The following is a 25,691-nucleotide window of genomic DNA, read 5'->3' as shown; positions in this document are numbered from 1 at the left end:
GGGCAATTGAAATTGTCAGGGGGCAACGTGGGAAGCATCACGGCGGGGCGGCAGGACCGGCGCCCGGGAAGGCCGGGGCGCCAAGGGCCCAAAGGCCCTAGTTTCCTCGCGGAAAGATCCGAGAATTGTCCAACCACTTTATTTTCCCAGGGGGAGGGTGCCATGCGACGCGTCGCGTCGTTCGCCACAGCTTTTTCCGCGTTCTGCGCTGTTGCCGTTCTGACCGGATGCGGGTCGCCCGCAGCAGCCCCGGCCACCAGTTCCCCGCCGGCCCCGCCGGCCACGACGGCCACCGCCACCGCCACCGCCCCGCCGAGCACAGCAACCCCGCCCGCCGTCACGGCGCCGGCAGGGTGGAAAACCTTCACGACGTCGGACGGCTCGCTGGCGTTCGACTACCCGGACTCGTGGACCATCAAGGACCCGGCCGGCCAGCCCGCTGAGGGCGGCGCCTTTGTGGAGCTGGTGAGTGACTACGGCAAGACGATGGCCACCCTGCGGACCAACATGGTCACAGGCGCCGAATGCATGGAAAAGTTCCCCTTCATGATGTACGACTCCGAGCCCGTCCCCGCGCTGGCCCGGGGCGGGGCGACGCCGCGGTTCGTCTACGAGGGCCGGACCAACCCGGCGTCGAGTGATCCGTCGGCCTCCCTCACCCTGGCCTACGGCCTCACCGCCGCGCCGGAGCCCACCGGGGACACCGCTTGCCCGATCTTCCACTTCTTCACCTGGCCGCCGAGCGGCGCCATGTTCGGCGGGGTCTACGACCCGTTCGACACGACCCCCGGAGGTCCCATACACGTGGATACCCCCGAGGTGTACATGGACACCACCGAGTACAAGTACGTCAAGCAGGCCATCACCTCACTGCGGCCGGCCGGAAAGCCATGACGTGAGGAGGCCGCCGGGCTCACCCGGCACTGTCCCCGGCACCACCGCAGCCGCCACCCTGTGCACCTCGCTGGGGCTGGTCCTGCTGCTGACGTCTTGCGGATTGCTCCCGGCCGCGCCGGACGGCCCCGCAGTTTCGGCGAGCCAGACCCAGGGCGGCACCCCGGCTCCGTCCTTAACGCCGTCCACCACGACGTCGGAGGGGCCGTCGGCGTCGGAGGGGCCGACGTCGGGCTGGAAGACGTTTACGACGACGGACGGGGGACTGTCGTTCGACTACCCCGCGGGCTGGACGGTGAAGGACCCCGGCGGCGCCCTCGGTGGCGAGTTCGTGGACGTGCTCAACGCTGAGGGGAAGCCGATGGCGGGCCTGCGGACCAACATCGTCACCGGGTCCGAATGCGTCGGCAAGACCCCGTACGAGGTCTACGATTCCGAGCCGATGGTCGCCCTCGCCGAGGGCGGGGGCGCCGACGGCGGGGTGCCCCGCTACGTGTTCGAGTCCCGGGGTGACGATACCGATCCGGTGGCCACACAGTCCACCATCGCGGCGTACGGCATCACCATGGTCGCCGAGGAGGCCGGCGAGCTGGCGTGCCCCATGTTCCACCTGTTCCTGTGGCCGCCCAGCGGCGCCTTCTTCGGCGGGACGTACAACCCGGAGCACAACGAAACGCCCGGGGGCCCGGCGCTGCCGTACCTGGAGAAGGCCGACCTGTACGCGTCCACCCCGGAATACCAGGACGTCCGGACGATGATCACGTCCCTGCGGCCGGCGGAGACGCCGGCGGGTTAGGAGCCGGGACCGCCCTTAGCGGGACGTCGTCGTCGGGGGCTGATCCGCAACAGGGTGCCGCGACCCGGCACGCAGCGCGGTCCGGACGTTGACCTTCGAGGTGTAAGAGATCGAGCCGTACTGGAAGAGCCGCACGGCGAGGCGGAGCATCACGGCCGCACCGACGAAGAGGATCGCGATCACAATGCCGGCCTCGGGCAGGCTCAGGGAGCCGAAGCCGTTGCGCAGCAGGGCGGTCACCGGGGCGGAGAACGGGAAAAAGGTGAAGATCTGCACGATCACGGACTGCGGATCGGACACCACCAGGGCCACGGCGTAGAACGGCACAAAGATCAGCGCCATCATCACGCCCATGAAGTTCCCGGCCTCTTTGGCGTTGGGCATCACGGCGCCGATGGCCACGAGGGTGGTGGTGAACAGGGCGAAGCCGCCGACCAGGATCAGCAGGCCCACGGTCATCCGGACCGGGTCCAGAATCAGCGGCGGCAGGTCCAGGGCCGCGAGGCTGAGCTCCTCCGGGAAGAACAGCCGGGCGATCATGATGGGGGAGAGGAACACAATCATCTGCACCAGGCCGATCGCGAACAGCGCGATGACCTTGCCCGCGATGAGGGTCGTCGGTTTGAGCGTGGTCAGGATCATCTCGGTGACGCGGTTTTCCTTCTCTTCCAGCGTGGAGTTGAGCATCTGACCGGCCAGGAGCACGATCAGCCCGTAGAAGATGACCAGGAAGACCAGCGGCGGGATCACCGAGCCCAGGCCGCCGGATTCCTCGGCGCCGTCATAGGTTACCGTCTCGATCTGCACCCGACCGGCAGCGATGGCGGACAGTTGCGGGGAGCCGATCCTCTGTTCGACGGCGTGCGTCAGCATGGCCTGCGCGACGGCGGCGTACTTGCCGTTCTCGAAGAGGCCCTGGTCGGCGCCGTAGACGCGCACGGCCGTCACCTCGGGCTGGGCCGGGTAGTCGAAGTACGCGTCCACGGCGCCGGACTGCACGGCGCCGATCCCGGCGTCGGGGGAATCCGCGCCGGTGGCACCGAAGAGCGCCGCGTCCGCGGCGGTGATCAGTCCCGAAGCGTCCGTGTAGGAAATGCTGAACTGGGCGCGACTCTGCGCCGCGGCGGCGGTGTCCGTGGTGGTGTTGCTGAGGAAGATCAGCCCGAAGACCACGGCAATGATGAGCGGGACGGACAAGGTGCCGATCCAGAACCGGCGTTTGGTCACGGTGCGGATGAACTCGAAGCTCAGAACCGTACCTAGATTGTGATGCGGATTGTGCTGAGCCACGGCACTACGCCCCGTCCCGGGCGGGGGACCGTGCGGTGCCGAAGGTCCCTGCCGTGGCGGGCTTGTTCTGGTCGCCGTAGACCCGGATGAAAATGTCCTCGAGGGAGATTTTGGTGGTGGTAAAGCTCCGGACGGTCACGCCGGCGTCGATCAGGTCCTTGAGGATGGCGGCTTCGTCGGTGGCGTCGGTGATGGAGAGCTCGGTGTAGTTCGTTTCCTGGAGCATCGCCTCATAGTGCGGTGAGGGCGGGATGGCGCCACTGTGCCTGATCCGGATGATGCGGCCGCCGTACTTGTTCTGCACCTCGTCGATAGTCCCGTAAGCCTCGGCGGTCCCGTCCTTGAGCAGGATGACCCGGTCGCAGAGCCGCTCCACTTCCTCCATCTGGTGGGTCACCATGACCACGGTGGCACCGCCCTGCTTCTGCTCGGCGATGATGTCCATCAGCAGGCGCCGGTTGACGGGGTCGAAGCCTTTCGTGGGTTCGTCCAGGATGAGCAGTTCGGGGTTGTTCATGATGGTGACTCCGAGCTGGACCTTTTGCTGCTGCCCGCTGGAGAGCTTGTCCAGCACCGCGGAGGCCCGGTCCGCCAGCGCCACCCGGTCCAGGTATTCGAGCGACCACTGCCTCGCGGTGCGCCGCTCCATCCCCTTGAGCCGGCCGAAGTAGGTCATGATGTCGATGACCTTTTCCTTCTTGTAGAGCCCGCGCTCTTCGGGAAGATAGCCCAGCCGGTCGCCGTGCTCGGGTTTGAAGTCCCGGCCGTTGATGTGGAGGATCCCGGCGGTGGGCTCGTAGATGCCCAGCAGGGCCCGGATGGTGGTGGTCTTGCCGGAGCCGTTGCTGCCGAGGAAACCGAAGGTCTCGCCGGCGTGCACGTCAAAGGACAGGTCGCGGACCACGGTGGTGTCGTCGAAGTCCATTCGGAAGCCGCTGATGTGGACCCGTGCCTCGTCCATTGCGGCTCCCGATAGTGCCGGGCTGCCCGCCCGGGGTGTTGCTTCTTCGCCGTCTAGACGGCGGGGATATGCCGGTGCCGGCGGTGCGCCGGTTTCGGCAGGCCTGCCCTGGTGTTGCCGGTGCCGCCCCAGGCGCTGGAGCGGGCTTCTTTGATCAGACCGGTGCCGGCGCATTCGCGGACCGCCATGATGCCGTCCGCGGCGGACTGCTTGTCCTCAAAAGCCTTGGATATCGCCAGAACCGTGCCGTCGGCGCCGAGGAGCCGGAATCGGACGTTGGCCTCAGCGTCCGTGAAGATCTCGAATTGTCCTGCCATCTTGTATGTCCTTTCGGGCATTGCAGTACGGCGGGAGGGTGAGGCACTTCCATGTGCCATGCCGTTTTCTCGACACGTCCCCGCAGCGCACCTAACTATCCTTCCCGCTGGGGTCGGCGGAAGGTAAGGGGCGAAGGTCCCTATGTGGAAAGTGCACGATTCCTCTGGCGGCGGGCTCCGCGATGGGCGCTAGATTGGGAGCATGGCTGAGTTTCCGAAGGGTGATTCCGGCGAGTGGGTCCGGTTGACGGCGCGGGTGGACGGTGTGGTGCAGGCCGTTGGCTTCCGCTACTGGACGGTGAACCAGGCCGGTGAGCTGGGGCTGACCGGCTCGGTCCGGAACAACACCGACGGCTCGGTGGGCATCGTGGCGGAGGGACCCCAGTCGGTGGTGCTGGAGTTCCGGCGCTGGCTGCGCTCACCGGAAGCGCCGGGACGGGTGGAGAACGTGGAGGAGTCGATCTCCCGGGCCACGGGGGCGTTCAGCAATTTCCGGGTGGTGTACTAGGCGCCGTAAACCGTCCCAAAAAACCTAAGTCCGTCGCCGCGTGGGGTCGGTCCGCCCCGCTGTTCGGGCCCCGCCGGGCGTCAGGCGCGGGTGAGCAGGCCGTGGCCCAGGACGGCTTTGCGGGACAGCGTCCGGTAGCCCTCGCGGTCGAACAACACGGTGAGGACGTCGCCGTCGTGCCCCATCACCAGTCCCGGGCCCCAGAGGGCATGCTCCACGCGGGAGTTCAGCGGGAACGCACCGGCCCCGACGCCGGCAGCACCGTCACCGGCAGCACCGCCTACGGCAGCCCCGACACCGGCAGCCCCGCCGTCGTGCCCGCCGCTGTGCTCCTGCAACGCGGTCCCGTCGGTGCAGGTGTCGCAGTTCCCGCAGGGCGCGGGCAGGTCCTCGCCGAAGTAGCCGAGCAGGAACTGGCGGCGGCAGCGGTGTGTTTCGGCATAGCTGCGGATCATCGCGATGCGCGACTTGTCGACGCGCTCGCGGGCGGCAGCGAGACCGACGGCGCGTTCCACCACCAGGGCGGGCTCCGCCGCGGGGTCAAGCCGGACGCCGTCGGGGGTTACCGTGACGGCGCCGGTCTCCTGCAACAGGTTCAGCAGGCCGGTGATCCGCCGGGCGGGGAAGACAGTCCATACGGCCAGTGTCCGTGGCGGGAGCGGCCGGCCTGCCTCGCGCAGCATGGTGAGGACCGCCAGCAGTGCGGCTTTGTCGGGGGTGTGGGTGGCGAAGAACCGCCGCAGGCCGAGGTCCTCGGAACGGTAATGCAGCACGGCGACGGCGGGCTGGCCGTCCCGTCCGGCCCGGCCGATCTGCTGGTAATAGCTGTCCAGGGATTCGGGGATGTCCGCGTGCACGACGAAACGGACGTCGGGTTTGTCGATGCCCATGCCGAACGCGGTGGTGGCCACCACCACGTCCAGGCCGCCGTCGAGGAACTGCTGGTGGACAAGCTCCCGCTCGGTGGGCGTGCGGCCGGCGTGATAGGCCGCGGCGCGCAGGCCGCTCCGGGCCAGTCGCGCGGCGTACTTTTCGGTGTCCTTCCGCTTGGCGGCGTACACCAGCCCGGGCCCGCGCCTCCCGGTGACCAGCTCGGTGACCTGGCTGACGACCGCCCGGCGTTTCTCCTTGTCCTCGTGGTGGCGGAGCACCTCCAGCCGGATGTTGGGCCGGTCGAAGCCGTGAACCAGGACCAGCGGGCCGGCCATGCCGAGGCGGGCCAGGATTTCCTCGCGCACCGGGGGAGAGGCGGTGGCCGTCAGCGCGGCGGTGGCCGGGTTCCCCAGGCGCTCGCGGACCTCGCCCAGACGCAGGTAGTCGGGCCGGAAATCGTGGCCCCAGGACGAGACACAGTGGGCCTCGTCCACCACGAACAGGGCGATGTTCAGCGCCGCGATCCGTTCCACCGTGCGGGGTTTCGCCAGCTGCTCCGGGGCGAGGAAGAGGAACGCCGCCTCCCCGCTTTCCACCGCCTGCCAGGCGCGTTCCTGCTCCGCGGCGCTGTGCGAGGAGTTGACGGCGACGGCGGCGCCCGGCCCCGCCGCTTCCCGCAGCCCGTCCAGCTGGTCCTCCTGCAGGGAGATCAGCGGGGACACGACGACGGTGGGCCGCTGCTGGTGGCGGTGCAGCAGGAGGGCGGGAACCTGGTAGATGGCCGACTTCCCGTAACCGGTGGGCATAACGGCGAGGACGTCCCGGCCGGCGGCGAGGGCGCGCATCCCGGTGAGCTGGCCCTCGCGGAGGTGCGGCAGGCCAAAGGTGACGTCCGCGAGCCGGCGGAGTTCGGCGTCGTCGTGCGCCTCGGTCATGAGTGCGGCTCCGTTGCGACAGGTTGAAGTGAGTGAGTGAGTGAGGCGAGGCGGGGCGGGCTGGTGCCGGCCGTTGGTTTCAGGGTAGGACTTCCCGGAAAAGTTACAAAAATTTCTGGGAGTCGCAGCACACCACGTCCAGGCCCGACCGGGGCAAAGGTCCCTCGGCAGTGGGCCTGATTATGGGTAGGGTGGCCCCATGCAGAAGATATCGCTCGATGCCCTTGCCCGTCAGCAGCTCGCGGCGGCGGTGGCGGCACCCAGCGGGCGTGCTGCGGATACGGCCTTTGGCGGCCATGAGAAGACGCTCCGCCAGACGGTGATGGCGTTTCGGGCCGGGACACGGCTGAGCGAGCACCAGAACCCCGGCGAAGCGACCGTTTTTGTGCTCCGCGGCTGCGTGCGGCTTCGTGCGGGCAATGAATCCTGGCAGGGCAAAACCGGGGACCTGCTGATCGTGCCGGACGGCCTGCACAGCCTGGAAGCGGAAGAGGACTCGGCGATCCTGATGACCGTCGCGAAAATCAAGACCTGACGAACCGGCCGCAGGCTGCTGGCCTCGGCGGGGGCCGGGACACCAGTCGAAGCGATCGGCCCGGGCCGGATTACCGCAAGGAGCTGGATATGACTGTCGTTCCCTTTGACGAGGTTCCACAGATCCGGCGGTGGTGGGCGCGGGCCGCCTATCTCGCGGTCTTCTGTGCAGCGGTGGTCCCGCTGGTGGCTGCGGGATTGGCAGGCACCGTGGCACTGCTCCTGACCGGTGCCGGCGGCGTCGTGGTGACCGTGGTCGGGATCTACTGGTTCCTCATCAGCCGCGGTTTTCTGCGCTGGTGTGCTCTTGCGCTGGGGGTGCTCGCGCCGCTGGTGGTCCTGTTCCTTTTCCTTCAAGCGGGCCTGCTGTGGGAGGTCATGGTCACCGTGGGACTGGTGTTTGTGGCGTTGGTCTGTGCCCGCGTTGCCCTCCGGGAACGCCGGGAGGGCTCAAAGATGGTCGAGTACCCGGCCCCCACCCCGCGGCGTCCCTTTGTCGTGATGAATCCGCGCTCCGGTGGGGGGAAGGTGGTGAAGTTCGAGCTGCAGCGGAAGGCGGAGGAACTCGGCGCCGAGGTGGCGTTGCTGGAGGGGCCGGGCAAGGTGGATGTCGCGGCACTGGCCCGGGATGCGGTGGAGCGGGGAGCCGACCTGCTCGGCGTCGCCGGCGGTGACGGAACCCAGGCGCTGGTGGCCGGCATCGCGGCCGAGCACAATCTTCCGTTCCTGGTGATCAGCGCCGGCACCCGCAACCATTTCGCCCTGGATCTTGGCCTGGACCGGGAGGACCCCACGGGCTGCCTGGATGCCCTCCGCGACGGGGTGGAGCTCCACGTCGACCTGGGCAGGATCAATGGCCGCACCTTCGTCAACAATTCCTCCTTCGGGGTCTACGCCGAGGTGGTGCAGAGCCCGGAGTACCGGGATGACAAGGCCGGTACCGTGCTGCAGATGCTCCCGGATTTGATCAAGGGCGATAAGGGTGCGCGGCTGCACGCCACGCTTGACGGCACCACGGTGGACGGGCCGCAGGCGGTGCTGGTGAGCAATGGCCCGTACGGCAGCCACGACCTCGCCGGCCTGGGCCGCCGCACCCGGCTGGACCGCGGCGTGCTCGGTGCGGTGGCGCTCTCTGCGTCCAGCACCCGGGAAGCTGTCGGCCTGCTGCGCCGGGCGACGAATCGTGGCCTGATCCAGCGCGCCGCGGTGGAGGTGGTGGTCGACGCCGATGTGCCCGAGATCCCGGTCGGAGTGGACGGTGAGGCGCTGCTGCTTCCCACCCCGGTGCGGTGCACCATCGAACCTGCCGCCCTGCGCGTCCTGGTTCCGCGGAATCGTCCCGGTGTACCGCCCGCCCAGCCGGCGCTGGACCTGGTTCGGCTCCGCGAGCTGGCGTGGGGGCGCCGGCCGGCGACGCACGTCGCGGAGGCCGCCGGCGGCTGACGGCGCGGAGTGCTAGTTGCGCCTCGCCCATAGCTGCAGCCACACCAGCAGGCGCGTCTCGGGATCGTCCAGGTCAATGCCGAAGAGGGGCTCCACACGGGACAAGCGGTAGCGGACCGTGTTGACGTGCACGTCCAGGGACTTGGCGGCTTCCACGGCGTTCCCGCTGCAGCTCAGGTAGGCGTAGATGGTTTCTTCGAAAGATTTCTTCTGGGCTTCGTCGTACTCGGCGATCCGGAGGGCGTGGGTCCCGGGCAGCTGGCCGGACGCCGTCAGCGACGTCACCATCTGGCGCAAATGCAGACTGGAGCCGAGGGATTCGTCGTCGGCGACGATGTCGTCGGAATCGGCCGCTATGCGTCCCTCGGCGACGTTCCGGACCAGCTCTGACAGGACCAGTTCGGCGTTGAGCCGGGACTCCTCAAGCCTGTCGATCGTGGCCGCCACACCCAGCGCGGCCAGGACCGGCCGGGAGAGCAGCCGCCGGGCGTTCTGCACAATCTTCAGAATCGAGCTGCGCTGGAATTGCCGGGACGATCCCGTGGTCTGTGGCAGGACGATGTAGACGATGTTGTCCGAGAATCCGCAGACCGCAGAAGGCAGCCGGATGGCGCAGGCGGTTCGGATGGCATCGAAGAGCCGCAGCCGGGATTGCAGGGTTTCTGATGCCATGGCGTCCGAGGGCCAGATGCCCAGGGCAGCAACGCGGATCGAGGGCGCCGATATCCCAAGCCGGATGGCGGCCAGCTCGGCGCGCTGCGGTTCGAACAGCAACGGCTGGACCAGATCGATCTGGCGGGTCAGGTTTGAGACGTAGGTGGTGCGCTTGTGCAGGATGTGGAGTGCCGCAACATTGGCGGCTTCCCGCAGGATCCGGTTCGCGTCCTCGTTGTGGTGTTCCGCCCGTTCGAGCAGCCAGAGCGAGCCCAGGACGGAGTCGCCGGCCCGGATGGCAATGGCCGTGCGCCGGAGCAGCAGGTCCGCCGTCTGAACCTGCAACACATCTGCGGCGGCGTGGACGCGGCGGTAGTCCTTGTCGGTCTCAAGGGAAGGCGGCACATGCAGGCGCAGGATGGAGCTCCGGCGCGTCTCGTCGATGGGCTGGTCCGGAAGGGTCGAATACGCCAGGATCGTCTGATCGGGGGCCGCGATCGCAATGGCACCGCCCGACTGGGCCGCAACCATGTTGGCCAGATCAAACAGGTCACCTGGCCGGATGTCCACCAGGGTGCGTCCCGACTGCCGGTGCGGGACGACGGCGGCATCCATGATCTCCGCGAGCTGGTTCCACGGGACCGAGTCCGAGGCCCGGAAGAGGGCGATCCCCGATTCGCGTGCGGCCGCCCGCAAGGCCTTGTCCGAGCTGCCGTTGGCTTTGTAGACAATGGCCACGTACCCGGCATCACTGAGTTCCCGGACCCTGGCGCGCAGACGCTTCCCTGTCAGGGACAGGCCGATGGCCAACGCAACGGCGCCGGGGAACCTGGCAGGCAGGGCCGTCGAATCGTAAAGCACAGCGCCCGCCACGACCTGCTGGTCATCGGCCGGCATCTCGACCAGGCTGACAATTTCCGACCCCGCCGAACGGGCGACGTCCGCCAGCGTAGGCAGCGGGTGCGCCCCGGCCGCCGTCGCCGCAGCCGCCGTCACCGTTCCCCCAGAGGACGTTTGGTAGTTGCTACTAATGATGGACCCCTCAATTTGTCGCTATCTCCATAGTGGCGCCGCATTCCAGTTCCTACGCTGAACCATAACGCAGGACAGCAGCAGGGAAAGGCCCTCATTGAAAATCAGCGACGCCAGGCAGCTCATCCAGGTCAAAGCGCCGGTCCTCTCACGCCGGCGCCGGGTGCTGGCCAATGCTTTCAATGTGGAGGAATACCGGAAAGCGGCACAGCGAGTCCTGCCGGCCGGGATCTTCGATTACCTCGACGGCGGCTCTGAGGATGAAGTGACGCTTCGCCGCAACCGCGCCGTCTTCGATTCCTGGGCGCTGATGCCCAGTTGGGGCCCGGTCTCCGGACCCGATACCAGCACGACCCTGCTCGGAAACAGCAGTGCCCTGCCCCTGACGTTGACGCCCACCGGCGCCACCCGGCTGTTCCATCCCGAGGGCGAGCTGGCCGTCGCGGCTGCCGCGGACCGGGCCCGCATCCCCTACGGTCTGGCCGGGCTGAGCACGGTGTCCATGGAATCGATTGCGCAGAGCCACCCGGCCCTCGACCGCTGGTTCAACTTCGGGCTCACCTCCGACGCCCGGGCCTTGAAGGACAAACTGGCGCGCTGCGAAGCCGCCGGATTCACCACGCTGATTGTCGGCGTCGACACGCGGGCCCTCGGCGCCAGGGAACGGGACCTGCACAACGGCTTCACCGCCCCTCCGGCCCTGACGCTGTCAACCATTGCGGACATCGCCCGCCGACCGTCGTGGTGGATCAACTTCCTGAAGTCGGACGGCATCAGTTTCCCGAACCTGGACCCGCGCAGTGCCGCGGCCACCTCCGTGGTCACCCCGTCCATGTGGCAACACATCCTCGGCCACTCGGATGCGACCAGCGGATGGAATGAACTGGAAGCGTTGCGGCAGGCATGGAACGGCAAGATCGTGCTCAAAGGCTGCGTCAACCCGGCCGACGTCGACAAGGCCGCCCGGATCGGCCTGGATGCCGTCCAGCTGAGCAACCACGGCGGCCGCCAGCTCGACCACATGTTGAGTCCGATGGATGTGCTGCAGGAATCCCGGCACCGGGTAGGGGATTCAATCGAGATCTATGTGGACTCGGGAATCCGCCGGGGCAGCGACATCCTCAAGGCGCTGGCACTGGGTGCCGATGCCTGCTCGATCGGCAGGGCCTACCTGTACGGATTGGTGGCGGCCGGCTCGCCCGGCGTCGGGCGCATCATTGAGATCTTCGGTGACGAGCTGCGGCGTACGATGACGTTAGTAGGCGTTTCCAGCATTTCCGAGTTGAAAGCTCGGGGCGGGGAAATTCTTCGGGACATCCGTCATTCCGGAGAAATCCTTGAAACAACAGCGTCAGGCACCACGCACTAACGAGTTCTGAACTTGCAGGCACCCAGTGCCCTCCTCCCGCAGACTGGCGGGAACCAAGGGGCATTCTGAACAGCTAAGGAAACCATGCGCACCCGATACGTTCTTCCCGTTCTGACCATAGCCACAGCGCTCGCACTCTCCGGCTGCGTCGACAACAGTGCACCGGCCGCCACCGGCGGGGCATCCGGAACCGCTGACGCCATTGACGTGAAAAAGAATGACTCCGTTGCCGCGATGCTCCCGGAGAAGATGAAGACCGCCGGCGTGCTCAACGTCGGCATGGCCAACAACTACCCGCCGAACGAGTTCAAGGACGACAACGGTCAGCCGGCCGGCTGGTCTGTGGACCTCACCAACGCCCTCGGCCAGGTGATGGGATTGAAGGTCAACTTCGATATCGGCACCTTCGACAACATCCTTCCTGCCGTCCGCGCCGGAAAGGATGACATGGGCATGTCCTCCTTTACAGACACGCTGGAACGCGAAGAGCAGGTGGACTTCGTGAACTACTACTCGGCCGGAATCCAGTGGGCAGCCCCCGTGGGCAAGACCGTGGACCCCGACAACGCCTGCGGACTCAAGGTTGCCGTCCAGGCAACCACCTATGAGGACACCCACGAAGTGCCCGCGAAGTCGAAGGCCTGCACCGACGCCGGCAAGCCGGCCATCACCATCTTCAAGTACGACGCGCAGGACCAGGCGACCAACGCCCTGGTGGTCGGACAGGTCGACGCCATGAGCGCCGATTCCCCCGTCACGCTCTATGCGATCTCCAAGACCAAGGACAAGCTGCAGACCGCGGGCGACGCGTTCGAGGTGGCGCCGTACGGCATCCCCGTGGCCAAGGGCAGCGAATTTACACCGGTCCTCCAGAAGGCACTCCAGACACTGATCGACGACGGTACCTACAACAAGATCCTGTCCAAGTGGGGAGTGGAAGCCGGCGGAGTAGAGACGGCGGCACTCAACGTGGCAGCCAAAGGGTGATAGCACATGAGCGAGCCGGAATCCGACCGGATGATTGAGGCGGAACCCGGCAGCAACCGGGACTCCGGCAGGCCGCCGCGGGCCCGCCGGGGACGGCAGGACGACGACGCGCCGCCGGAGGAGATCGTTGCCATCCCGCTGCGCCACCCCTGGCGGAACGTGGTGGCGGTGCTCCTCGTCCTCGGCCTGGCGGTCTTTGTGCTGGACGCCGCCCAGCGCTCGGACTATGGCTGGCCGGATGTGGGCAAGTACATCTTCGACCGCCGGATCAGCCAGGCAGCGTGGGTGACGTTGTGGCTGACCATCTACGCGATGATCGGCGCAATCGTTATCGGCCTGCTCCTGGCCATCATGCGGCTCTCGCCGAACCCGGTGCTGAAGAGTATTGCCTGGCTGTATATCTGGATCTTCCGGGGAACCCCGGTCTACGTGCAGCTGGTCTTCTGGGGCATCGTGTCCCTGATCTATCCGGTGTTTACACTCGGCATTCCCTTTATGGATCCGTGGGCCACCATCCCGAATGAGATCTTCACCAACCTCTTCATCACCGCAGTGATCGGGCTGGCCCTGAACGAGGCCGCCTACATGTCCGAGATCGTGCGTGCGGGGCTGTTGTCCGTGGACGAGGGCCAGGAGGAAGCCTCGACGGCGCTGGCCATGTCCTGGGGGCAGACCATGCGGTTCGTGGTGGTTCCCCAGGCCATGAAGATCATCATTCCGCCCACCGGCAACGAGGTGATCTCGATGCTCAAGACCACCTCCCTGGTGGCGGCGATTCCGTTGAGCATCGACCTCTACGGGGTGTCCCGCGGTATTTCGGCGGTGACGTTCACTCCGGTGCCGCTGCTGATTGTGGCCTCCCTCTGGTACCTGCTCTTCACCTCCATCCTGATGGTGGGACAGCACTTCATTGAGAAGCGGTTCTCCCGCGGCACCGGACGGGTCAAGACGGGCAAGGAACCTGCGGCGCCGGGAGCGGCGCCGGCGGCGGTCCCCGGCGAGCCCGCCCCACCGATCAGCACAGACTTTGGAGGAAAAGGATGACGGACGCGCCGATGGTGCTCGCGGAGCGGGTCTCCAAGAATTTCGGCACCAACAAGGTGCTGCGCGGGATCAGTCTCGAGGTCGACCCCGGCGAGGTGCTCTGCATTGTGGGCCCCAGCGGTTCGGGCAAGTCGACATTCCTGCGGTGCATCAACCACCTGGAACGGGTCGACGGCGGCCGGCTGTCGGTCGACGGGCAGCTGGTTGGCTACCGGCAAAAGGGAGACAAGCTCTACGAACTCAAGCTTAAGGAAGCAGCCTTCCAGCGCCAGGAAATCGGGATGGTGTTCCAGCGGTTCAACCTGTTTCCACACCTGACCGCCGTGGAGAACATCACCCTGGCCCCCATGCGGGTGAAGGGCCTGTCCAAGGCCAAAGCCACCGCCCGGGCCATGGAACTGCTGGAGCGGGTGGGCCTGGGCGACAAGGGGGACGCCTACCCGGCGCACCTGTCCGGCGGGCAGCAACAGCGGGTGGCCATCGCCCGTGCCCTGGCCATGGACCCGAAGCTGATGCTCTTCGACGAGCCGACCAGCGCCCTGGACCCGGAACTGGTGGGCGAGGTGCTCGACGTGATGAAGGAACTGGCCAAGAGCGGCATGACCATGATCGTGGTGACGCATGAGATGGGGTTCGCCCGCGAAGTGGCGGACACGCTGGTGTTCATGGACGAAGGCGTGGTCGTGGAAGCCGGACCACCCCGGGAGATCCTGAGCAATCCGCAGCACGACCGGACCAAGGCGTTCCTCTCCAAGGTCCTCTGACACCGGCAGCTGACCGCGCGGCGGCGGGCTTTGGCCCGGCGCCGGGACCTGTGGCGTCGCCGCGGCGCGAGTGGAAAAATGAAGTCGTGGAAAGCCTCGCGGACAGCAAGGTCTGGGCTGACTATAACGCGGCCCAGGCGGACCGTCCCGTGCGCTCCCTCTGCCTCGACGCCATGGCTTATGCCGGTCCGGGCAACGGCCGCTGTGCCATCGACCTGGGCTGCGGCGCCGGAAAGGAAACGCTCGCCCTGCTGCGCGCCGGCTGGCACGTGCACGCCGTCGACGCGCTTCCGGACACCCGGGAACGGCTGATGGGAATCACTCCGGCGGACGCGGACGGACGGCTCACCATCGAGGTGCGGGCCTTCCAGGACCTCCGGGTACTCCCGCCGGCGGGCCTCATCTTTGCCGGCTACTCGCTGCCTTTCATCCACCCGGACAGGTTCGGCGGGTTTTGGGCCGTGATGTTCACGGCCCTTCAGCGCCCGGGCATTCTTGCCGTGAACCTCTTCGGGGACCGGGATTCCTGGGCCGATATCGCCGAATGGAACTTCCACACCGAAGCCGGGGCGCGGCAACTCTTCGACGGGCTGGAGATCCTGAAACTCGAGGTGTACGACGACGACGGGCAGTCGTTCCGGGGACCCAAGCACTGGCACATCTTCGACGTTATCGCCCGCAAGCCGTGATGCCGGCGTCACGGGCGGCAGTCTTTTCCGTCACCATCGCGGGGGCTTCCGCGGTATTCCGGGGGTTCCCCGCTGACGCAGGGCTAAAAGCCTGCCCTGCGTGACGCGTGAGACGGCCCGTCGCCGCGGAATTGGTCCTCCGGTTCGATTTTGCCGGTCCCCGTGGGACAGACTGTTGCCGTGAGCAACTCTCCCCGGACGGGCCTCGCCGTCGCAGGACTCAGCCTGGGCACGGCCTTGAACCCGCTGAACTCCTCGATGATCGCCGTCGCCCTGGTGGTGCTGCGCGCTGACTTCGGGCTCGACGTCGCCACCGTCACCTGGGTGATCACCTCCTTCTACCTCACCTCCGCGGCGGGCCAGCCGCTCATGGGCCGGCTGGCGGACCGCTTCGGTCCGCGGCGGCTGTTCATGATCGGCATGGCCCTGGTGGCCGTGACCTGCGCCCTGGCCCCGTTCGCACCGAACTTCGCGGTGCTCTGTGTGGCCCGCGCCTTCATGGCCCTCGGCACGGCGGCCGCGTACCCGAGCGCCGTCGTGATGGTCGGCGCCCTGGCGAAACTGGCGAACGTGAAGTCCACCCGGCCGCTGGGCCGGATCCAGATGGCCAACACGTCCGCGGCGGCAGTGGGACCGGTCGTGGGCGGGCTCCTGGTGGGGTTCGTCGGCTGGGAAGCCCTGTTCCTTATCAACGTCCCGCTGGCCGTGGCGGCGATCATCCTGGTCCGCCGCTTCGCCCCGGCGGACGAGGACCGGGAACGCGGCCGGGCATCGGAGCTGCTGCGGGACTCGGACCTCCCCGGCATCCTCGCCTTCATCGGATCCATGGTCCTGGTGATGATGGCGCTGCTCAACGTGCTGCCGGCCTACCGCTGGTGGCTGCTCGGCGGAGGCACCCTGCTGGCGGTGCTCTTCGTGTGGCGCGAACTGCGCTTCGCCCCGCCGTTCCTGGACCTGCGGCTGCTGGGCAGGAACCGGCCGCTGCTGCTGGTCTATCTGGGGTTCGCACTGTTTAGCGCCGTCTACTATTTCGCGTTCTTCGGCCTGCCGCAGCTGCTGCAGGAAGCCGGCGGTTACGAGCCCGGGGTGGTGGGCCTGCTGATGTTGCCGCTCGCCGCGATGTCGGTGGTGGTGACGCCTTTGGCGGTCCGCGCCATCGACCGGATCGGGGTCAAGCGGGTGCTGGTCTCCGGCGTCGTTCTTCTCATCGTGGCCTCCGCGACGATGTGGCTGCTGACCGCCTCGTTCGCCATACCGTTGGTGCTGGCGATGACGGCGTTCCTGGGTGTGCCGTACGGGGTGGCCAGTATCGCCTACAACCAGGGCATGTACCTCTCCACCCGGCCGGAGGAACGCGGTGTGGCCGCCGGGATCTTCCAGACCTGCCGGTACCTCGGGGCGATCACGGCCACCGTCCTGATCGGCATCTTCTACGGCACGGGCGTGAACCAGGCCAACTGGGGGCTTATGGTTTTTGTCATGCTGGGACTCGGCGCGGTGGTGTTTGTGGTGTCGCTGCTGTGGCGGGAGCGGCGGAGCTAGGGATCCGCCGGCGCGGACTCCACGCCGCCTCCCCGCCCGGTGGACCCTCGCAGACAAGGTGATACTGCCGCAGGATGTTGGACCGGGACGGGTGCCTGAGCTTCGCCATCGCCGCGACCTCGATCTGCCGGATGCGGTCGCGGGTCATGCCGCAAGATTTCGCGACGGCGTCCAATGTTTTCGCTTCGCCGCCGGTCAGGCCGAAGCGCATGGCAATGACCCGGGCCTCCCGGTCCTCGAGCGTGCCGAGTACGGAATGGAGCTGCGCCTTCAGCTGTTGATGGAAGAGCGCATCGGCCGCGTCAGGGTAGTAGGAATCCCACAGCTTTTCGGCCACGGCCTCGGTTCCGCCCTTGCCGTCCGGCACCCGAGCGTCCAACGAACAGACTGGCTGGTCCAAGGTCAGCAGGCACTCAATCTTTCCGATCGAAGTGTCCATCAGCTGGCTAAGATCCTCGCTGCTGCAGATAGCCCCTGTCATCGCGGCCGTTCGTTGAGCTGACCGGACCTTCCGCAGCTGGTCGATGACGTTGGCCGGCAGCCGGATGAGTCTTGACTGATTGGCCAGCGCCTGGGTGATGCCGCTCCGGATCTGCCACGTGGCATGCGAGGAGAACCTGAAACCCTTGGTGAAGTCGAACGTGCGCACGGCCCTGTACAGTCCCAGGTTTCCTTCCTGGATCAGGTCCTGAAAGTCGAGTCCCCGGCGGGTGTAGTGCTTGGCGATGGACACCACCAGCCGGAGGTTGGCGTGGAACAGCCCGTCGGCCGCACGCCGGCCCAGCAGGACGATAGTCCGAAGCTCTGCTACGTCCTGGCCGGGCAGCGCCGCACCGGCCGCCAGGAGGTGTTCCGCGAAAAGCCCTGCCTCAATGTCCTGCGCCCGTTCCACTTCCTGGTCGGCGGTGAGCAAGTCGTAGCGGCGCAGCCGGCGCAGGTAGTCAGCGACGGCGTCGTCGGTAAACCCGCCGCCGGTTGGCAGTATTTCCGGCCAGCCAGGGTCATTCGGCTCGAAAGATTCAGGGACCGAGACCGTCGTCGCAGGAGGGAAAGGCGTCCTGCCGGTTGCCTCGTGGATCGGGTCAGCCATGTCATCCCCTGTCGGACGGATCAAGCTCTGAAGGCAGACTACGTGGCCGGTGTGACACTTTTTGGGGGTGTGGGCGGCCATTTAGATGGCCTCTTCTGATCTCCAGGACCAGGGCGGCCAGGCGGCAGTCAAGACACCTTGACACGCGCGAAACGCCGGAATAGGTTCTGCCTTAACAGGGCGCTTCGCCCGCCCCACACTACTTTTTCACAGTCTTTTCTCGGCGCTCCGCACGGCCCCCTTTCCGGAATGGCAGCCTGGCGGCGTGGGTTCGTGCGGCATGCCCGAGCAACGCGCTGGGGGATCCAATTCGGTCTCTCGCCTACAAGGAGTCGGAAATGTCTGAAGGTATTGGACTGATAGAGCGGTTTTACAGGGAGGTCATGGAGAGCGGAAACCTCGCCCTCATCGATGAGCTGGCGTCGGACAGCTATGTGGATCATGAGGAAGCCCTCCCCGGGCAGCCCTCCGGCAAAGATGGAGTGCGTTTCTTCGTGAACACGATGCGGTCGGCTTTCCCGGATATCAAGGTCAAGGCGCTCGAGCCCTCCCTGATCGCCGGAAACATGGAGGCATGCCACGTGATCCTGACGGGCACCCACCGTGGGGAACTGGCCGGCATCCCGGCCAGCGGCAAGAGCGTGGAGTTCGACTGCACTGACATCATCCGCGTCGAGGACGGCAAGGTGGCCGAGCATTGGGGCACCACCGACAACATGAGCCTCATGCAGCAGATCGGCGCCGTTGCGGTTGCCTGAATCAAACCGGTGCACGACGGCGGCCGGCACTGCCGCCGCCGGGCACAGAAAAGGCTGTCCACGTTCCCTCTGGAAGCGCGGACAGCCCCTTGCCGGCCCGGTTACGTCAAGCTTTGCCCGTTGAATCCCGCCTCGATCGCCTCGAGATCGCGGACGGCGTGAGGCTGAACAGGCCCGGGTCAGACGGCGTCAGCGGTCAGCCGTTCCCCGTTGAGGTATTCCAGTTCCCAGCCGTCGACGGCGTGGTGGTGGGCCAGGTTCAGCACGGCGTTGCCGATGCTCGGCAGGGTGCGGCCGACCGCGCGGCTGAGGCTCAACCGGAGGAGCGATCCGTGGGTAATCACCAGGAGGCGCCGGCCCGGGAACTCCCCGGCCAGGGCTTCCAGCGCGGCCAGCCCGCGGCCGGCTGCGTCGTCGTCGCTTTCGGCGCCGCGGAAACCGTCCGGCGTGCGCAGGGCGTCAAGTTCGGGGCCGTCCTGCAGTCCTTCGGCGGGCCCGAAGCTACGCTCGGTGAGCTCGGGGACGCGCCGGACCACGCTGAGTCCGAGCCCCGCGGCGATCAGGTCGGCGGTTTCCGCGGCACGGCTCAGCGGCGAGGACACGATCGCGTCCCAGGCGTAACCGGCCAGGCCGGCAGCCGCGTCACGGGCCTGGCCGCGGCCGACGTCGTTCAGCGGAATGTCGGTGGATCCCTGCAGCCGGCGCTGCACGTTCCAGTCGGTCTGGCCATGGCGGATCAGCGCGAAGGTGGTCAGGGTCATGCTCCCATTCTGCCCTGAGAGGGTGCCGGCCCCGGAAACGGGTGTCCTCAGGAGCGACTAACCAATACCGCCTGCAATTTTTCGAACGACTCGGTCCATCCGTTGCGGTGCAGGGTCAGCCGTTCTTCGGTCAGGAACGGTCCCTGCGAGAGCACCAGGCGCGCGGCTTCGCCGGTACTTCCCAGTGAGAGGTCGACGACGGTTTCCCGGTCGTCGGGCGTCGGTTCCTCCCAGCGGAAGGTGTACACCAGGCGCCAGGGAGGATCGATCTCCAGGAACTCGCCGGAGAGATGGAACGGTTCACCCTCCGGTGGGGTCATGGCGAAGCGGTAGCGGCCGCCTTCGGCGAGGTTGACTTCGGCTGCAGGGATGGAGAAGCCGTGCGGACCCCACCATTTCACTAGTTCGGTCGAGTCCGTCAGCATCCTGAAGACTTCTTCGGGGGGAGCATCGAGCGTGCATTCCAGATTCAGGGCCAGCCCGCCAGTTTCCACATTCCCAGTTTCCTCATTCATGATTCAACTCTGGCATCCTGCGGACGCTGACGGAAGCACTTCGGGCTGGCGAGAGGCCCGCGCTAACCGCAACGCGGGGTCACTTACGGCCCATGTTTTGGCCCGGAATGGGCGCTACGTGACCCCGCGTTGTGCTTCTAGCTCGGAGACATGCTGCTAGCTCTTGGACGCGTACGCCTTGGGGAGCTTCATCCCGCGCCCTTCCATAACCGCGCGCAGGCGGGTGGGGTAGTCGCTGATGATGCCGTCCACGCCGAGGTCCATCAGCCGTTCCATGTCCGCCGCGGTGTTGACGGTCCACGGGACGACGGGCAGGCCCAACTCGTGGGCTTCGGCGATCATCCCGGGGGTGACGGAGCGGAAGGCGGGGGAGATCGCGTCGTAGCCCTGGGCGGCCGCTGCCTTGGCCAGGGATCCGCCGTAGGTGTCGATGTCGATGCCGCCGAGGTTGGGGCTCGCGCCGGGCTTGCCGACCTCGAGCCAGGCGTCGCCGCTGGACAAGGCAACGAGCGGCAACTGCGGAGCAATCTTCCTGGTCAGGTTCAGCGAGGACCAGTCGAACGACTGCACGGTGCTGCGCTCGGCCATGCCGGAGGCGTTGATCTCCGTGACCACGGCCCGGGTGAGGGCCACCATGCCCTCGCCGCCGGACCGGCCGTCCTCCACTTTGGTTTCGATGTTGAAACGGACCTTCTTGGCGTCGGTATCGCGCACCAGTTGGAAGACGTCCTTGAGCTCAGCGATCCGGTTTCCCTCGACCACGTCCTGCTCCGGGTACCCCTTCAGCTGGGTGAATCCGCAGTCCAGCGTTTTGATCTGAGCGAGCGACAGTTCGGCGACCCGGTCACCAACGTACGGGAAACCGGGGTCGCCGGAAGCCGCCGGTGCGGTGTCGCGGCACTTGTCCGCTTGGATGGTGTCGTCATGCCAGACGATGATCTTGCCGTCCGCGGTCAAATGCGTGTCCAGCTCCAGCGTCGACACCCCGAGCCTCAGCGAGTTGGCGAAGGCGGCCAAGGATTCCTCGGTCCACTCGCCGCGGCCCCCGCGGTGGGATTGCAGGTCAAAGGAGCCGTTGCTTTCGTTCGTCTTGATGCTGGTTATTGCTGTGCCGGCACCGGTTCCGGCAGCGTTCGACGACGGCGCTCCGGCGTCGGGGTTTGAAGCGGCGGCGGCGGGGCTGGCCAACGAGGCGATGAGCGCGGCGGCGGCCACGGCAGTCAGGGGTGTGCGCATGGTGATGGGTCCTCCCGGGTGACGGTTACCGGCGTTGCGCCGGCGACCCGACCACCGTAGGGAGGTGAGATGGACTGCTGTCTGCGGGGAGCTGGACCGGGAGTGAACACCAGGAAACCGGACCCGGCGCCACAGGCCGCCCATTGCGTGCGCCTCCTCGAACAGGCCCGTACGATTCAACTGATCTCGACGGCTTCACCGCTCACGGTGACAAAGGCCGATTCCGCATAGCCAATGTCGGCCGCGATGGCCTGCATCCGGGCATCGCCGAGCCGGGTGGCGTCCAGGACTATTCCCGCCGGATTTCCCCATCGGGGGTGGTGGTGAAGGCGGCGTAGCGCAGTACTTCCGTGGTCTCTTCCATTCCGACATGGTTGCACAGCGGCCCAGCTGGCGGAGGCTGCCAGGAGAGATGGTTCCGGCTTACGACGCCAGTCCGCTCTGGACTCCCGCTGCGGGCTGCGGAGTCCGGGTGGCGGCGAGCCGCTTCGCCAGATACTTGGCGTCCCGGCCCACGCCGGGGAGCGTTTCCGATGCTTCCGCGAAGATGAGCTCCTTCCCCAGCAGGTACAGGCCCGGCAGGGCCTCCACGATCCCGCGGTGCTGCTGCTCCCGCCAGTTCGCAGGCAGCGCCGGGATGTCCAGCCACGGGTAGGCCTCGGTGAAGCCGGTGCACCAGATGACATTTGCCACCGGGAGTCGCTGGCCGTCGTCGAGCATCACTTCACCGTCCCGTACTCCGCTGACCCGCGGCACCAGGTGGACGCCGGCGGCGCGGAGGTCCGCGAGCTTGGTGCGGATCAGCGGCCTGGCCATGGCCGCAATCTTGGGCAGCATCTTGCGCCCGACCGGCGTGCTGGTGGTCAGCACATGCAGCCCGGCGAAACGGATCACCGGGAACACGAAGCGGGCCGCGGTCCGGCCGTGCCGGAACGGGAGCTCGGCACTCGGCTTGCCGGCCAGCCAGGTTTCATGCGTGCGGCTGGTCTCCAGCGCGATCTCCGCCCCGGAGTTGCCCACCCCCACCACCAGGACGGGACCGGGCTTGAGCTGGGCCGGGTTCTTGTAGTTGCGGGAGTGGAGCTGCACGACGTCGGACGGCAGTTCCGCCGCGAAGCCCGGCGTCCTGGGCTGCTGGCAGGCGCCGGTGGCGAGGACGACGTTCGCCGCCGTCCAGCGCTGCGTCCCGGCCGTGACCTGGAATCGCTGCCCGTCGTGGCCCAGCCGGGTGACGGCCGTGCCGGGCCGAACCGGCAGGTGGAACCGGGAGGCGTAGTCCTCCAGATAGTCCGCCTGCTCGTCCTTGGTGGGGAAGGCGAGGTGGTCGCCCGGGAAGGGCCGGCCGGGCAGGCCGTTGTACTTGGCGGGGGTGAACAGGCGCAGCGAGTCCCAGCGGCCCCGCCACGCCTCGCCAACCCGTGTGCCGGCGTCGAGAATGACAAAGTCCCGGTGCTGCTGCGCCAGGAAGTAGCCCAGCGCCAGGCCGGACTGTCCGGCGCCGATGATGACGGTGTCGACGGCGGCAGGTCCGGCGACGGCGCCGGTGTCAGTTGCTGGGGTGGTGTTCATGGTGGTGCCTCCTTAGGTGTTGCAGGTGCGGTGGGGTGGTTATGAACGCTGTGCCTGCTGCGGAGCCGGGTGGCCGGCGGGTCCGGACCTGAAGCGCAGGTACCAGAAGAGCAGCAGCGCGGAGGCGACGACGTAGAAGGAGTGCAGCAGCCAGATCGGCCCCAGCGGGAGGCTGAAGACGTACACGGAGTGCACCGCGTTGGCGACGTTGCTCAGCGCGAGGTAGCCGAGGCTGTAGGAGTCAAGATCCCTCGTGCGGAGGGCCTTGAGCAGCATGGGCAGGTAGCTCACCGCGAAGAGGCCGGTGGACACCATTCCTGCGAGCACTGAAACGTTCATGCCATTAACGCTATTTTTCGTCGCGCCGCGGCGAATCGGGCGAATCACCCATTTCCCATCGGCCGGGGAGGAATCCGGCGGGCGGGGAATGGGTAATTTTATGCAGGGAGGCAGACAGGCAGGTCAGGCAGGCAGGCAGGCATGCAGGCATGCAGGCAGGCAGGTCAGACGAGTCCGTGCCGGTAGGCATAGGCCGTGACCGCGGCCCGGGAGGTCAGGTCCAGCTTGGTGAAGATGTTGCTCAGGTGCCGGGCCACCGTTTTTTCGCTGATGAACAGCTCGGCGGCGATGTTTCGGTTGCTCAGTCCGGCGGAGACGAGCCGGACCACCTCGGTTTCGCGGGCGGTGAGCGGCCCGGCGTCGGCGGCGTGATGAGCGTCGTTCCCGGTGGGTGGCGCGGGTGCTGTCCGGGTTTCCGGCGCTGCGGGCACCGATTGCCCAAGCTCCGATTGCTCAAGGTCCGCCTGCTCAAGGTCCGCCAGCGCCGGCGCGGCGCCCAGCCCGGAAAATACTGCGCGGGCCGCCTCACGCTCCAGCCGGGCGGATTCCGCATCGCCGAGCGCGGCGCACAGCCTGGCCAGGAGGGCGCGGCAGCGGGCCGCTTCGAACGGTGTGTCGAGGCTGAGCCAGCGGGACCACGCGCGGCGAAGCGGGACCAGGGCCGCCCCGGGGTCGCCGTCGTGGAACAGGACAGCGGCCTCTGACTGCTCGGCGAGGGCGTGCAGCATGGGCATGTCGATCGAGGCGCACAGCGAGGCCAGCTCCTCCGCGGCGGCCCGTGCTGCCAGTGCGTCGCCTGCTGCAAGTTCGATCTCCACCCGCGCGGCGAGCATCCGGCGCCGGTAGGCGGCGTCGAGGCCGTCCATGGCCTGCCGGAGCAGGGACTGGGCGTGGGCCGGCCTGCCTTGGGCCAGGCGGAGGAGCGCCAGCCCGGGCTGCGGCGGGAAACCGGTCTCCTGGGCTTGCAGGTAGGCGGCTTCGGCGGCGTCGAAGTCGCCCCGCAGCCGGTGGATTTCGCCCTGTTCGTAGAAGCCGCCATAGGTGGCCATCCGGTCGCCGCGGAAGGCGAGGTCCTGCGCCGTTTTGGCCGCGTCGATCGCCTCGGTCCAGGCGCCGTGCAGCCGATACAGCTCGGCCCGGTGCATCTGGCACTGGCCGCTGAAGGCCACCAGCTTCTGTTGCGCGTCGCACCACCGGTCCAGCGCCCGTGTCCACTCGTGGGCGCGGTGCAGGTCGAAGGCCAGATGGCAGGTTTCGATCACTGCGCAGTAGATGATCCCGGCGGGGATCGGGGAGATTTCCCCGACGGTGACGGCGACCATGGCTTCGTCGAGCAGCGCCAAGCCGTCGTCGAACTCGCCCAGCATGACCTTGGCCTGCCCGAGGCCCAGCGTGCCGAGTGCCGCCGAGTCGGCGTCGCCACGTGCCCGTCCGAGGTCGGCGGCCCGGGTGAAGGCTGCCGCGGCGGCGGCGCCGTCGCCCTGGTAGAGGGCGCCCAGCCCGGCAGGAACAAACAGCAGGCCCTCGAAGGGGCAGGGCTCGGGCAGGTCCTCGACGATCCGGTGGGCGCGGGCGAGCCAGCCGGCGCTGCGGGCCGGTTCGCCCAACAGGATGAGGTTCATCCCGGTCCAGACGGCGCAGCGGGCGGCGGCGGGGTAGTCGCCGTCGGCGAGGTACTTTAGGTGCGCCCGGGCCAGGATGTCCACCCCCTCGGAGCCCCGGCCGGTGAGGATGACGGAGGTGGCCAGCTGTTCCAGATCCCCGGCCGGAAGCTCGGCGTCGTGGTCGGCCGCGGTGTATTGCCCGACGGCGTCCGGCCACCGCCGTTCGGCGTAGGCTTCCCGGCCCTGTGCGAGCGTAGACATCGCGCCTCCCCGTTCCCGGTGGCGGGTCTGAGCCTGTGGGCGCTGCGCGGCCCGTCATCTGCTTTTCAGGCTACCGCCGCCGGTTATAGGGCGGCAAGATGCGGTCCGAAGCGCCACCAGGGCCTGGGCATTTGACCACGACGGCGGCGACCGGGGTGCGCCCGTCGGCCGCCTCAGGTGTACATAAGGGAGCCGGGAGTGGTGAGGAGTTCGCCGGTTTCCAGCCAGGTCTTCAGGCCGGAGAGGATCATCGGCCAGCCGCCGTAGAGCTGGTCGTTGGCGCCTTCGCGGAGCTGGTCGTGGGTGACGGTCAGGCGGCAGGAATCGCCCACCGGTTCAATCTCCCAGGTAACCCAGGACGTACCTTCGGCCTTGACGTCCTCGCCCCAGAGCGCGCGCATGCTCTGGACGAGCCGGCGGGGCGGGTCCACCTCCAGGTTCTCGCCTTCACCCAGGGGTGCCCCGCCCCTGGGAGCCATCTGGAACCGGGATCCCGGTGTCCAGTCCGAGGTGATGACGGACCCGAACTGGTACTTGCTGCGGATCTCGCCGTCCGTGATGGCCTCCCAGAGCCGCTCCGGAGTGGTCTTGATGTAGATTTCGAAGATCTTTTCCATGGGACTTTCCAATCTGGTTTTGAGGTCGCTGAGGCCAGCGGCCCATGGTTCGGCATATTTGCTCACCCAGCGGTCGTGGACCAGCCGGATGGGCACCGGATTCAGGAAGTGGAGTTTCTCGCGCCCCCGACGGCGGGTCACCACCAGGCCGGCGTCCTCCAGGACCCTGAGGTGCTTCATGACGCCGTAACGGGTCATCGCGAAGCGGGCTTCAAGGGCGTGGAGGGTCTGCCCGTCGTTCCGGAAGAGCTCATCCAGGAGATCGCGGCGGGTGGCGTCGGCCAGGGCCTTGAATACGGCGTCCACAGC

General features: G+C 67.4%; 26 protein-coding genes. 12 read left to right on the top strand and 14 right to left on the bottom strand.

Going from position 1 to position 25,691, the window contains the following annotated elements; translation table 11 throughout:
• The first annotated feature begins 162 nt into the window (after positions 1-162).
• A complete protein-coding gene (locus tag ABIB29_RS09515; RefSeq protein ID WP_354172191.1) occupies positions 163-894 on the top strand; it encodes a hypothetical protein in 732 nt (243 codons plus the stop codon).
• 1 nt (position 895) lies between these two features.
• Complete coding sequence (locus ABIB29_RS09510) at positions 896-1,690, top strand: hypothetical protein (RefSeq protein ID WP_354172190.1); 795 nt, start codon at positions 896-898, stop codon at positions 1,688-1,690.
• Positions 1,691-1,705: 15 nt separating this feature from the next.
• On the opposite strand, the gene ABIB29_RS09505 is transcribed toward ABIB29_RS09510, so the two are convergent.
• The 3 genes from ABIB29_RS09505 to ABIB29_RS09495 are packed head-to-tail and all read right to left on the bottom strand — an operon-like array spanning position 1,706 to position 4,258.
• Positions 1,706-2,980 carry an ABC transporter permease gene (locus ABIB29_RS09505; RefSeq protein WP_354172188.1) on the bottom strand — a complete coding sequence of 425 codons (1,275 nt, stop codon included), beginning with the start codon at positions 2,978-2,980 and terminating at the stop codon, positions 1,706-1,708.
• A gap of 4 nt (positions 2,981-2,984) precedes the next feature.
• The gene (locus tag ABIB29_RS09500; RefSeq protein ID WP_354172186.1) at positions 2,985-3,941 is read right to left on the bottom strand and encodes an ABC transporter ATP-binding protein; all 957 of its coding nucleotides are present in this window, start codon (positions 3,939-3,941) and stop codon (positions 2,985-2,987) included.
• Positions 3,942-3,994: 53 nt separating this feature from the next.
• Complete coding sequence (locus tag ABIB29_RS09495) at positions 3,995-4,258, bottom strand: YegP family protein (RefSeq protein WP_354172185.1); 264 nt, start codon at positions 4,256-4,258, stop codon at positions 3,995-3,997.
• A 202-nt stretch (positions 4,259-4,460) separates the two neighbouring features.
• Between ABIB29_RS09495 and ABIB29_RS09490 the strand changes: the two genes are divergently transcribed.
• Entirely contained in the window at positions 4,461-4,766 is a 306-nt protein-coding gene (locus ABIB29_RS09490; RefSeq protein WP_354172183.1) for an acylphosphatase, read from the top strand.
• Positions 4,767-4,846: 80 nt separating this feature from the next.
• Here the strand turns inward: ABIB29_RS09490 and ABIB29_RS09485 are convergent, their stop codons facing one another.
• Positions 4,847-6,574, bottom strand: a complete 1,728-nt coding sequence (locus ABIB29_RS09485) for a RecQ family ATP-dependent DNA helicase (protein WP_354172181.1) — start codon at positions 6,572-6,574, stop codon at positions 4,847-4,849.
• Between the two features lie 199 nt (positions 6,575-6,773).
• Between ABIB29_RS09485 and ABIB29_RS09480 the strand changes: the two genes are divergently transcribed.
• Together ABIB29_RS09480 and ABIB29_RS09475 are read left to right on the top strand one after the other, a co-directional pair.
• Complete coding sequence (locus ABIB29_RS09480; RefSeq protein WP_354172180.1) at positions 6,774-7,109, top strand: cupin domain-containing protein; 336 nt, start codon at positions 6,774-6,776, stop codon at positions 7,107-7,109.
• Positions 7,110-7,198: 89 nt separating this feature from the next.
• A complete protein-coding gene (locus ABIB29_RS09475) occupies positions 7,199-8,551 on the top strand; it encodes a diacylglycerol/lipid kinase family protein (RefSeq protein ID WP_354172178.1) in 1,353 nt (450 codons plus the stop codon).
• Positions 8,552-8,563: 12 nt separating this feature from the next.
• On the opposite strand, the gene ABIB29_RS09470 is transcribed toward ABIB29_RS09475, so the two are convergent.
• Positions 8,564-10,201, bottom strand: a complete 1,638-nt coding sequence (locus ABIB29_RS09470) for a PucR family transcriptional regulator (RefSeq protein WP_354172177.1) — start codon at positions 10,199-10,201, stop codon at positions 8,564-8,566.
• A 133-nt stretch (positions 10,202-10,334) separates the two neighbouring features.
• Here ABIB29_RS09470 and ABIB29_RS09465 point away from each other — a divergent pair, with 133 nt between their 5' ends.
• The 6 genes from ABIB29_RS09465 to ABIB29_RS09440 all read left to right on the top strand — a co-directional run bounded on the left by ABIB29_RS09465 (position 10,335) and on the right by ABIB29_RS09440 (position 16,632).
• The gene (locus ABIB29_RS09465) at positions 10,335-11,606 is read left to right on the top strand and encodes an alpha-hydroxy acid oxidase (protein WP_354172176.1); all 1,272 of its coding nucleotides are present in this window, start codon (positions 10,335-10,337) and stop codon (positions 11,604-11,606) included.
• 84 nt (positions 11,607-11,690) lie between these two features.
• Positions 11,691-12,593, top strand: a complete 903-nt coding sequence (locus ABIB29_RS09460) for an ABC transporter substrate-binding protein (RefSeq protein ID WP_354172175.1) — start codon at positions 11,691-11,693, stop codon at positions 12,591-12,593.
• A 6-nt stretch (positions 12,594-12,599) separates the two neighbouring features.
• Entirely contained in the window at positions 12,600-13,637 is a 1,038-nt protein-coding gene (locus ABIB29_RS09455; RefSeq protein ID WP_354172173.1) for an amino acid ABC transporter permease, read from the top strand.
• Positions 13,634-14,401, top strand: a complete 768-nt coding sequence (locus ABIB29_RS09450) for an amino acid ABC transporter ATP-binding protein (RefSeq protein WP_354172171.1) — start codon at positions 13,634-13,636, stop codon at positions 14,399-14,401. The genes ABIB29_RS09455 and ABIB29_RS09450 overlap by 4 nt, the downstream gene beginning before the upstream one ends.
• Before the next feature lie 86 nt (positions 14,402-14,487).
• Positions 14,488-15,090: a class I SAM-dependent methyltransferase gene (locus ABIB29_RS09445; protein WP_354172169.1), complete on the top strand. Its 603-nt coding sequence runs from the start codon at positions 14,488-14,490 to the stop codon at positions 15,088-15,090.
• Between the two features lie 180 nt (positions 15,091-15,270).
• On the top strand, positions 15,271-16,632 hold the full coding sequence (locus ABIB29_RS09440; RefSeq protein WP_354172167.1) for an MFS transporter: 1,362 nt from the start codon (positions 15,271-15,273) through the stop codon (positions 16,630-16,632).
• Here the strand turns inward: ABIB29_RS09440 and ABIB29_RS09435 are convergent.
• Entirely contained in the window at positions 16,568-17,722 is a 1,155-nt protein-coding gene (locus ABIB29_RS09435) for a sigma-70 family RNA polymerase sigma factor (protein ID WP_354172165.1), read from the bottom strand. The two genes, ABIB29_RS09440 and ABIB29_RS09435, sit on opposite strands and share 65 nt — an antisense overlap.
• 338 nt (positions 17,723-18,060) lie before the next feature.
• Here ABIB29_RS09435 and ABIB29_RS09430 point away from each other — a divergent pair, with 338 nt between their 5' ends.
• Positions 18,061-18,480: an ester cyclase gene (locus tag ABIB29_RS09430; protein ID WP_354172163.1), complete on the top strand. Its 420-nt coding sequence runs from the start codon at positions 18,061-18,063 to the stop codon at positions 18,478-18,480.
• Positions 18,481-18,659: 179 nt separating this feature from the next.
• Here the strand turns inward: ABIB29_RS09430 and ABIB29_RS09425 are convergent, their stop codons facing one another.
• From ABIB29_RS09425 to ABIB29_RS09390, 8 genes are all read right to left on the bottom strand, one after another.
• Entirely contained in the window at positions 18,660-19,241 is a 582-nt protein-coding gene (locus ABIB29_RS09425; protein WP_354172162.1) for a histidine phosphatase family protein, read from the bottom strand.
• A 47-nt stretch (positions 19,242-19,288) separates the two neighbouring features.
• Positions 19,289-19,756, bottom strand: coding sequence for an SRPBCC family protein (locus tag ABIB29_RS09420; protein WP_354172160.1), 468 nt, complete (start codon positions 19,754-19,756; stop codon positions 19,289-19,291).
• 156 nt (positions 19,757-19,912) lie between these two features.
• Positions 19,913-20,992, bottom strand: a complete 1,080-nt coding sequence (locus ABIB29_RS09415) for a glycerophosphodiester phosphodiesterase family protein (protein WP_354172158.1) — start codon at positions 20,990-20,992, stop codon at positions 19,913-19,915.
• Positions 20,993-21,168: 176 nt separating this feature from the next.
• Positions 21,169-21,372 carry a PhzF family phenazine biosynthesis protein gene (locus tag ABIB29_RS09410; protein WP_354172156.1) on the bottom strand — a complete coding sequence of 68 codons (204 nt, stop codon included), beginning with the start codon at positions 21,370-21,372 and terminating at the stop codon, positions 21,169-21,171.
• Between the two features lie 43 nt (positions 21,373-21,415).
• Complete coding sequence (locus ABIB29_RS09405; protein WP_354172154.1) at positions 21,416-22,561, bottom strand: flavin-containing monooxygenase; 1,146 nt, start codon at positions 22,559-22,561, stop codon at positions 21,416-21,418.
• Between the two features lie 39 nt (positions 22,562-22,600).
• Complete coding sequence (locus tag ABIB29_RS09400) at positions 22,601-22,900, bottom strand: hypothetical protein (protein WP_354172152.1); 300 nt, start codon at positions 22,898-22,900, stop codon at positions 22,601-22,603.
• Positions 22,901-23,064: 164 nt separating this feature from the next.
• Entirely contained in the window at positions 23,065-24,765 is a 1,701-nt protein-coding gene (locus tag ABIB29_RS09395) for a helix-turn-helix transcriptional regulator (protein ID WP_354172150.1), read from the bottom strand.
• A 173-nt stretch (positions 24,766-24,938) separates the two neighbouring features.
• On the bottom strand, positions 24,939-25,688 hold the full coding sequence (locus tag ABIB29_RS09390; RefSeq protein WP_354172148.1) for an ArsR/SmtB family transcription factor: 750 nt from the start codon (positions 25,686-25,688) through the stop codon (positions 24,939-24,941).
• Positions 25,689-25,691: the final 3 nt, after the last annotated feature.

This window comes from Arthrobacter sp. UYEF36, from assembly GCF_040547025.1.
Classification (GTDB): Bacteria; Actinomycetota; Actinomycetes; order Actinomycetales; family Micrococcaceae; genus Arthrobacter.
Note: the sequence above shows the minus strand (reverse complement) of the source record. Positions and strands in the feature narration are given on the sequence as shown.

Excerpts from the sequence above, each read along its gene's own strand:
- ABIB29_RS09475 (WP_354172178.1), top strand. The coding sequence starts at position 7,199 with ATGACTGTCGTTCCCTTTGACGAGGTTCCACAGATCCGGCGGTGGTGG.
- ABIB29_RS09430 (WP_354172163.1), top strand. The coding sequence starts at position 18,061 with ATGTCTGAAGGTATTGGACTGATAGAGCGGTTTTACAGGGAGGTCATG.
- ABIB29_RS09420 (WP_354172160.1), bottom strand. The coding sequence starts at position 19,756 with ATGAATGAGGAAACTGGGAATGTGGAAACTGGCGGGCTGGCCCTGAAT.
- ABIB29_RS09495 (WP_354172185.1), bottom strand. The coding sequence starts at position 4,258 with ATGGCAGGACAATTCGAGATCTTCACGGACGCTGAGGCCAACGTCCGA.
- ABIB29_RS09515 (WP_354172191.1), top strand. The coding sequence starts at position 163 with ATGCGACGCGTCGCGTCGTTCGCCACAGCTTTTTCCGCGTTCTGCGCT.
- ABIB29_RS09425 (WP_354172162.1), bottom strand. The coding sequence starts at position 19,241 with ATGACCCTGACCACCTTCGCGCTGATCCGCCATGGCCAGACCGACTGG.
- ABIB29_RS09400 (WP_354172152.1), bottom strand. The coding sequence starts at position 22,900 with ATGAACGTTTCAGTGCTCGCAGGAATGGTGTCCACCGGCCTCTTCGCG.
- ABIB29_RS09460 (WP_354172175.1), top strand. The coding sequence starts at position 11,691 with ATGCGCACCCGATACGTTCTTCCCGTTCTGACCATAGCCACAGCGCTC.
- ABIB29_RS09450 (WP_354172171.1), top strand. The coding sequence starts at position 13,634 with ATGACGGACGCGCCGATGGTGCTCGCGGAGCGGGTCTCCAAGAATTTC.
- ABIB29_RS09500 (WP_354172186.1), bottom strand. The coding sequence starts at position 3,941 with ATGGACGAGGCACGGGTCCACATCAGCGGCTTCCGAATGGACTTCGAC.
- ABIB29_RS09435 (WP_354172165.1), bottom strand. The coding sequence starts at position 17,722 with ATGGCTGACCCGATCCACGAGGCAACCGGCAGGACGCCTTTCCCTCCT.
- ABIB29_RS09455 (WP_354172173.1), top strand. The coding sequence starts at position 12,600 with ATGAGCGAGCCGGAATCCGACCGGATGATTGAGGCGGAACCCGGCAGC.
- ABIB29_RS09485 (WP_354172181.1), bottom strand. The coding sequence starts at position 6,574 with ATGACCGAGGCGCACGACGACGCCGAACTCCGCCGGCTCGCGGACGTC.
- ABIB29_RS09395 (WP_354172150.1), bottom strand. The coding sequence starts at position 24,765 with ATGTCTACGCTCGCACAGGGCCGGGAAGCCTACGCCGAACGGCGGTGG.
- ABIB29_RS09490 (WP_354172183.1), top strand. The coding sequence starts at position 4,461 with ATGGCTGAGTTTCCGAAGGGTGATTCCGGCGAGTGGGTCCGGTTGACG.
- ABIB29_RS09480 (WP_354172180.1), top strand. The coding sequence starts at position 6,774 with ATGCAGAAGATATCGCTCGATGCCCTTGCCCGTCAGCAGCTCGCGGCG.
- ABIB29_RS09415 (WP_354172158.1), bottom strand. The coding sequence starts at position 20,992 with ATGCGCACACCCCTGACTGCCGTGGCCGCCGCCGCGCTCATCGCCTCG.
- ABIB29_RS09405 (WP_354172154.1), bottom strand. The coding sequence starts at position 22,561 with ATGAACACCACCCCAGCAACTGACACCGGCGCCGTCGCCGGACCTGCC.